This is a genomic window from Chloroflexus sp., assembly GCF_034435895.1.
Lineage (GTDB): Bacteria > Chloroflexota > Chloroflexia > Chloroflexales > Chloroflexaceae > Chloroflexus.
Map to the genome: position 1 here is coordinate 42,939 of NZ_DAOTWH010000124.1, position 7,131 is coordinate 50,069.

The following is a 7,131-nucleotide window of genomic DNA, read 5'->3' on the forward strand; positions in this document are numbered from 1 at the left end:
CAAAATCGGGTTTCGCGCCGCCAGAAGGAGACGCGCCTTGACCCCTGTCGAAGATGCCAATCTGTCCAACCGGATTACGCCGGCCATTGAAGATTATCTGAAAGCGATCTATTTGCTGCAACAGCAGGTCGGTGCGGTGACGACGACAATGCTCGGCGAGCAGCGCGGGTCGCGCCCAGCATCGGTTACTGGGATGATCAAGAAGCTGGCCGAGATGAATCTGGTGCAGCATACGCCCTATCAAGGCGTGGTGCTGTCACCAGCCGGCGAGCGGATTGCGTTGGAGGTGATCCGGCATCATCGCTTGCTCGAACTCTACCTCGTCGAGGCGCTCGGTTATAGTTGGGACGAGGTGCATGAAGAGGCCGAGCGGCTCGAACACCACATTAGCGAGAAGCTCGAGGCGCGGATCGCCGAACGGTTGGGCTACCCGGATTTTGATCCGCATGGCGACCCGATCCCCGGCGTCGATGGGGCCTTGCCTACCACCCGCGCCATCCGGCTGGCCGATCTGCCGCTCCACCAACCGGCGCGGATTGCGCGGGTGCGTGATCAGGCCGCTGAGCGGCTGCGTTATCTGGCCGATCTCGGTCTTGTGCCCGGCGCGCGGGTGGTGGTGACGGCCAGTGCGCCGTTTGACGGGCCGTTGACGGTGCAGATTTGCGATGCCGACCCGGTGCCGCTCGATCGGCGCTTGGCCCGCACGATCGAAGTTGAGGCCGAGGAGCCGGCGGTTACGGCGTAGCGGTCACGAAGATCGGGTTGGTAAAGAGCCACGGTTTGCCGCCCCAATACGCTTCCACGCGGTAGATGCCGTCGTCGTCAACGGTTTGGCGGATGCGGCGGATGCCGCTGGTCATAACTTCGCCGTTGACGATTAAGCGGGCGTAGGCATTGGCGCCAACGTCAACCTCGACCAACAGCGGCCCGCCGGCAAGACTGATTGTATCGCCCATTTCCGCCGTTTCACCGGGCCGGCTAAGACGAAAGACGATCGATGGCGCTTCGCCATCAAGCCGGTTGGCAAAGTAACAACGTCCGGCGGTTAACGCAGCGTAGACCTGATTGGTTGCCTCTTTCGCATCACTGCTGAGCGGTTCGGCGAGCAAAATGTAGTTAGTGAGGGTGCGGAAGATCCACGGGTAGGGAAAGACTTCGATTTCGCCCCATGGCGCTTGGCGTTTGAAGCCGTGGGCATCGACGCCGCCGATGCCGAAGGTGCGCCGGCCAGCCATATTCAGCCGATCCCACCACCACAAGGTCGCCAGCGTCGGCCCGTTTAGACCCAAGCGCGGGTTGAGCACCAGCGCCAGTTTATTGCGTTCGGTCAGGCGCTCGCCCCAATCGCTCATCAAATTCCACAACTCAAGCCCAACGACGCGCCCTTTGCGCTGGCTTGGCCCATCAATCGTCCAGTCATCCCACCGGTAAATATCCTTGAACGAATTGCGGATTCGCTCGTCGGGATGGGCGATAATGCCGAAGCCGCCGCGGTCGTACACTTCATCAATGAACTGTTGCGGCGGCAGTTCGTTGCTAATCACCGTGTCAACGTTGAGGGCGAGGAAGTGGTTGTGATCAGGGGTGATTTCATAGCCGACAATGACTAACACATCGTCGTGCCAGCCGGCGAAGGGCAAGCCTTCGAGAGTGTCGTGGTCAGTGACAATCACCCAGCGCAGGCCAGCCTCACGGGCAGCGGCAATCAGGTGCGGAAAAGTGGCCGATCCGTCCGAGTAGGTGGTATGCACGTGGATGGCGCCGGGGTAGATGAAGGGATAGTTCATAGCGTACTCCGCTCGTAACATCGATACGCGGCTGTTGTAGATAGTATAGCCGCAAAGCGACACCAGCGATGCGTGGATGTCAAATGTTGGGCAAGAGTCGGGTGCTGGCTGTCATTGCGCGGGGCTCGGAGCGCCCGAAGCAATCGCCTGTTTCAGCAGAGGGGATGGGTGAGGGGTCTCTTCCCGCTGTCGGGGGCGATTGCTTCGCCTCGCTTCGCTCGGCTCGCAATGACAGAAGGGGCGGGGCAATGTAGCGCATTGCCCCTACGCGGCGATTCGCAATGACAAGAGGGGCGGGGAAAACAAGCGCCACGAAAACACACAAAAGGCATAAAAAAACCTGAGGTTGCTGGTTTGTGTCTCTTCGTGCCTATCCCCAAACCCCGTTGCGCACCCTGCGCGCCTTTGCGGTTGAACCCGCTGCGCCGTTGCTCGCTGTGCGGCTTGGCGTTGCCTCCCTCACCCCCCGGCCCCCTCTCCCGCCTGACGGCGAGCGAGGGGGAGCCGCGCAATGGGCGGGTGAGGCATGGTTGGAGCGGAACACAGCAGCGCCCCTCTCCCGCGCAGTGGGAGCGGGGCTGGGGATGAGGGGAAAACAAGCGCCACGAAAACACACAAAAGGCACAAAAAACCTGAGGTTGCTGATTGGTGTCTCTTCGTGGTATCCCCCAACCCCGTTACGCTCAAGTGTTCTGCCCGTACTTGAATGGATAGGAGCGGGGGCGTGCTTGCCAAACCTTTCCATTGCTCCAGATATGCTACTATACTCGCGTATGATCACCATTGACATCGATGCCAGCCGGGCAACGGTGGCGCAACGCACCGGCACCGAACGCTACAGTTACGAGGTGATTGCGGCCTTAGACCGGATCGCGCCGGCTGAGGTGCAATTTCGCCTCTATATCAACGGCGGGCGCGAGCGGTTGCCGCCGCTGAGCTCGCGGGCGCAGGTGCGCGATCTGCGCTTGCCGCGGCTGTGGACGCATCTGCGGCTGGGGCCGGCTAGTTGGCGCGCTCGCTCGCGGGTGTTGTTTGTGCCGGCGCATGTCGTGCCGCTGCTCCATCCGCCAACGGTGGTGACCATTCACGATGTGGGCTATCGGGTCTTTCCAGAAGCGCATACGGCGCGCCGGCGGCTCGAACTCGAAGTGACGACGCGGTGGAGCTTGTATGCGGCCCGGCGGGTGCTGGCCATTTCTCACGCTACCAAGCGCGATCTAGTCAATTGGTACGGCGTTAACCCTGACCGGATTACCGTCACGCATCTCGGTTTGAGTGCGGATTTTGGGCCGCCAACCGATCCGCACTGGGTTACGGATGTGCGCGCGCGCTATGGCTTGGCGCAACGTCCGTACCTCTTGTACATCGGGACGGTGCAGCCGCGCAAGAATCTGGCGCGAGTGATTGAGGCGCTGGCGACGGTATTGGCCGCCGGTTACGATCTGGATCTGGTGCTGGCCGGCAAGCGCGGCTGGCTGAGCGAACCGATCGAACGGCGGGCCAGCGAGTTGGGGATTGCCGATCGGGTGCGTTTTACCGGTTATGTCGCCGATGCCGATCTGCCCGTGTTGCTGGCCGGTGCGTTGGCGTTTGTCTTTCCATCGCTGTACGAAGGCTTTGGCATCCCGGTGCTGGAGGCGATGGCATGCGGCGCGCCGGTCATTACCAGCACGATCTCGTCGCTGCCGGAAGTGGCCGGCGATGCGGCGCTGCTGGTTGACCCGCTCGATCCGCATGCAATTGCCGCTGCCATCATGCGCATGCATGATGATGCAGCCCTGCGCGCTGATCTACGGCGGCGCGGTTTAGTGCGCGCGCGCCAGTTTACGTGGGAGGCGTGCGCGCGGCGGACGCTTGAGGCATTGATAGCGGAATGAGCAATGGAACATACAACTGACCAAACTCTAGCGCCCGATCCCTTTCTGGCTGGCATACAGCTCTTCAACGCCGGCGAGTATTGGCATGCCCACGAGCAATGGGAAATCTGCTGGCGGGCAGCGCAGGGGATAGAGGCCGAGTTTTACAAGGCCTTGATCCAGATCGCGGCGGCGCTGGTGAAGTGGCGGCAGGGCAACCGGCGCGGCTTGCAGCTCAATTGGGCCAAGGCGCAGCGCCGGCTGGCGCAGTTGCCGGCGGTGTACCGCGGGGTCGATTTGGCGGCGTTGGCAACGGCGATGGCGGACACCGCGGCTGATCCGGAACGCGGGGAACGGCCACGTGTAGGGGCATAGCGCCGCTATGCCCCAGCCCATTTAATCGTCATCGTCAATCCGGCGCGGGATGACGCGCGGCGCGCGGCGCGGCTCTTTCGGCGGCGGCGGGCCGAGAACGAGATCGAGCGCCTGTTCGATCCGTTCGATTAGGTGGATGGTCAATTGCCGGCGCAAGACGGCTGGAATCTCGGCCAGATCGTGCTCGTTGCGCTTGGGCAAAATGATCTGGCGAATGCCGGCCCGGTACGCGCCAAGCACCTTTTCCTTGACGCCGCCGATCGGCAAAATCCTCCCGTGCAGCGTAATCTCGCCGGTCATCGCAATATCGTGACGCACCGTGCGCCCGGTTAGCGCCGAGATCAAGGCAGTCGCGATGGTCACACCCGCCGAAGGGCCATCTTTCGGGGTAGCGCCTTCGGGAACGTGGACGTGAACATCGAGCTTATCGAAGTGGCGGCCCTCAATGCCTAATCGAGCAGCGTTGGCGCGGGCAAACGAGAGTGCCGCCTGCGCCGACTCTTGCATCACCTCGCCGAGCTGGCCGGTGAGCAGCAGATTACCTTTGCCGTCCATCAATACCACTTCCACCGGCATAATGTCGCCGCCAGCGCTAGTGTAGACCATCCCAACCGCCACTCCTACCTGATCGCGCGGATCAATTTTGCCAATCTCGAAGCGGGGCGGGCCGAGCAGTTTGGGCAAGGCCCGTGGCGTGATTTGGCGCTGGTAGCGTTTACCCTCGGCGATGCGGCGCGCGATCTTGCGGCAGATTGCGCTAATCTCACGTTCCAGATTGCGCACGCCGGCTTCGTAAGTGTAGTTGCGGATAATCGCGTGAATCGTTTCATTCCCGAACCGGATCGTCGCCGGCGGCAGGCCGCTATCGGTCATTTGGCGCGGAATGAGAAAGCGGCGAGCGATGTGCAGCTTCTCATCCTCAGTATAACCCGGCAACTCCACCAGCTCCATACGGTCGAGCAGTGCGTCAGGGATAGCGTCGGCGACATTAGCCGTGGTGATGAACAGGGTCTGGCTGAGGTCGTAAGGCAGATCGAGATAGTGATCGCTAAAGGTGCTGTTCTGTTCGGGATCGAGCACCTCAAGCAAGGCGGCTGACGGATCGCCGCGAAAATCGCTGCCCAGCTTATCAACCTCGTCGAGCATAAAGACCGGGTTGATCGTGCCGGCCACCTTCATCCGCTGCAAAATGCGTCCGGGCAACGCGCCGATATAGGTGCGGCGGTGGCCGCGGATTTCCGCCTCGTCATGCACGCCGCCAAGGCTGAGGCGGACGAAGCGGCGGCCTAATGCTTCGGCAATGCTTTGGCCGAGGCTGGTCTTGCCGACGCCGGGAGGGCCGACGAAGCAGAGGATGGGCGCGCGGCGGGCGGGGCCGGCCAGTTGGCGCACGGCGATGTACTCAAGGATGCGATCTTTGACTTTGCGCAAGCCGTAGTGGTTGCGTTCGAGCACTGCTGCGGCTGCGCGCAAATCGCGATTCTCCGGGCTCGCGTTACTCCACGGCAGTGAAATCAGCCAATCGAGATAGGTGCGCAGCATGCCGTGTTCGGGTGACATCGGCGAGATAAGATCGAGCCGGGCTAGTTCCTCCTCAAAACGGGCCATCGCATGGGCCGGCAACCCGGCGGCAGCGGCGCGTTCACGCAAGAAAGCGATCTCGCGGCGCGATGGATCCTCTTGGCCGAGTTCGCGTTGGATAGCGCGCAACTGCTCGCGCAGAAACATCTCGCGCTGGCTGCGATCAACCTCCTGCTGCACTTGGCTATGAATGCGATTTTCGAGCTCGAGGAGATCGAGCTCTTTGGTCAGCAAGATTTCGAGATGGCGCAGCCGTTGTTCGATATCAACCAATTCCAGAATCTTTTGCCGTTCTTCTACTGAGATCGGCAGCAGGGCGGCAATAATGTCAGCCAACTCGCCGGGTTCGGCGCTGTTGAGCGCGGTGAGGTAGGCATCGTCGGGCAAATTGCGCGACAGGCGGACGATCTTCTCGAATGTGGTCAAGATCGTGCGGCTGAGGGCTTCGACCATCAGCGCCGCATCTTCATCGAGCGGCGGCGTTTCGAGCGGCGCGGCTAGCACGCGCAGCGCCGGATGTTCGGCTACCACGCTGATAATCTGCATCCGTTGCCGGCCTTCGAGCACCACGCTCAACGTGCCGTCAGGTAGGCGACGCAGCCGTTGCACAATCGCTTCAACGCCGATCGAGTAAAGGTCGTTCATCCCAACCGAAAAATCTTCGGTCGGGCCGCGGGCGGCAACCGCCAGCACAACCCGATCGCTGGCGGCAGCTTGCTCTACCGCATTGATTGCGCGTTCATCATTGACGAACAGTGGCGCCAGCATTTGCGGGAATAGTACACTGTCGAGCAACGGAAGTACTGGCCGCTCGACCGGCGTTGCGCCGGTAGCAGGTGATGGCGATTGTTCGTTGGCCGGAGTCGTGGTCATAGCCTCGCTCCTGCGCAGGTTAGCAGATTGGTGGGGCAGTGCGCCTGCGCGTTGTCATGATTGTGCGTTCAGTGTAGCATATACTGGCAGGTTTGGTGTTGTTCGTTGGTTGTTGAGGGAAAGAAGCCAGTGAAGATTTCGCTCAACGATCTCACCTTGCACGTCGAGCTAGCCGGCGCTGGGCCGCCGCTGCTGTTGTTGCACGGCTTTACCGGCAACGGGCAGACGTGGCAACCGCTGGTTTTGGCCCTCGCTGCGCACCACACGTTGGTGATGATTGATCTGATCGGGCATGGCCAGAGTGACGCTCCCGCCGATCCGGCGCGGTATGCGATCGAGCAGTGCGTGGCCGATGTGCTGGCGCTGCTCGATCAGCTCGGCTTCACGCGGGTTGATCTGTGCGGCTATTCGATGGGCGGGCGGATCGGGCTGCTCTTGGCTGCCGGCGCGCCAGAACGGGTAAGGCGGCAGGTGTTGATCGGGGCCTCGCCGGGGTTGGCCGATCCGGTGGAACGGGCGGCACGCTTGGCGAGCGATGAGGCGCTGGCCGCACGGATCGAGCGTGAGGGGCTGGAATGGTTTGTCGAGTATTGGGCGGCGCAGCCGCTCTTCGCGTCGCAACGACGCTTATCGGCGGAGGTGCGCGCGGCGCAGCGGCT

At 62.0% G+C, this 7,131-nt stretch carries 6 protein-coding genes; 4 read left to right on the forward strand and 2 right to left on the reverse strand.

The annotated features are described in order from the left end of the window. Nucleotides 1–37: 37 nt before the first annotated feature. A complete protein-coding gene (locus U9R81_RS07390; protein ID WP_322494855.1) occupies nucleotides 38–745 on the forward strand; it encodes a metal-dependent transcriptional regulator in 708 nt (235 codons plus the stop codon). On the opposite strand, the gene U9R81_RS07395 is transcribed toward U9R81_RS07390, so the two are convergent. Beyond that, on the reverse strand, nucleotides 735–1,787 hold the full coding sequence (locus U9R81_RS07395; protein WP_322494856.1) for a CehA/McbA family metallohydrolase: 1,053 nt from the start codon (nucleotides 1,785–1,787) through the stop codon (nucleotides 735–737). The two genes, U9R81_RS07390 and U9R81_RS07395, sit on opposite strands and share 11 nt — an antisense overlap. A 773-nt stretch (nucleotides 1,788–2,560) precedes the next feature. Here U9R81_RS07395 and U9R81_RS07400 point away from each other — a divergent pair. Together U9R81_RS07400 and U9R81_RS07405 are read left to right on the forward strand one after the other, a co-directional pair. Then, complete coding sequence (locus U9R81_RS07400; protein WP_322494857.1) at nucleotides 2,561–3,664, forward strand: glycosyltransferase family 1 protein; 1,104 nt, start codon at nucleotides 2,561–2,563, stop codon at nucleotides 3,662–3,664. Nucleotides 3,665–3,667: 3 nt separating this feature from the next. Beyond that, on the forward strand, nucleotides 3,668–4,018 hold the full coding sequence (locus U9R81_RS07405; protein ID WP_322494858.1) for a DUF309 domain-containing protein: 351 nt from the start codon (nucleotides 3,668–3,670) through the stop codon (nucleotides 4,016–4,018). Between the two features lie 21 nt (nucleotides 4,019–4,039). Here the strand turns inward: U9R81_RS07405 and lon are convergent, their stop codons facing one another. Further along, on the reverse strand, nucleotides 4,040–6,472 hold the full coding sequence (gene lon / locus U9R81_RS07410) for an endopeptidase La (RefSeq protein WP_322494859.1): 2,433 nt from the start codon (nucleotides 6,470–6,472) through the stop codon (nucleotides 4,040–4,042). 129 nt (nucleotides 6,473–6,601) lie between these two features. Between lon and U9R81_RS07415 the strand changes: the two genes are divergently transcribed. After that, the coding region (locus U9R81_RS07415; RefSeq protein WP_322494860.1) for an alpha/beta fold hydrolase at nucleotides 6,602–7,131 on the forward strand (530 nt) is incomplete at its 3' end.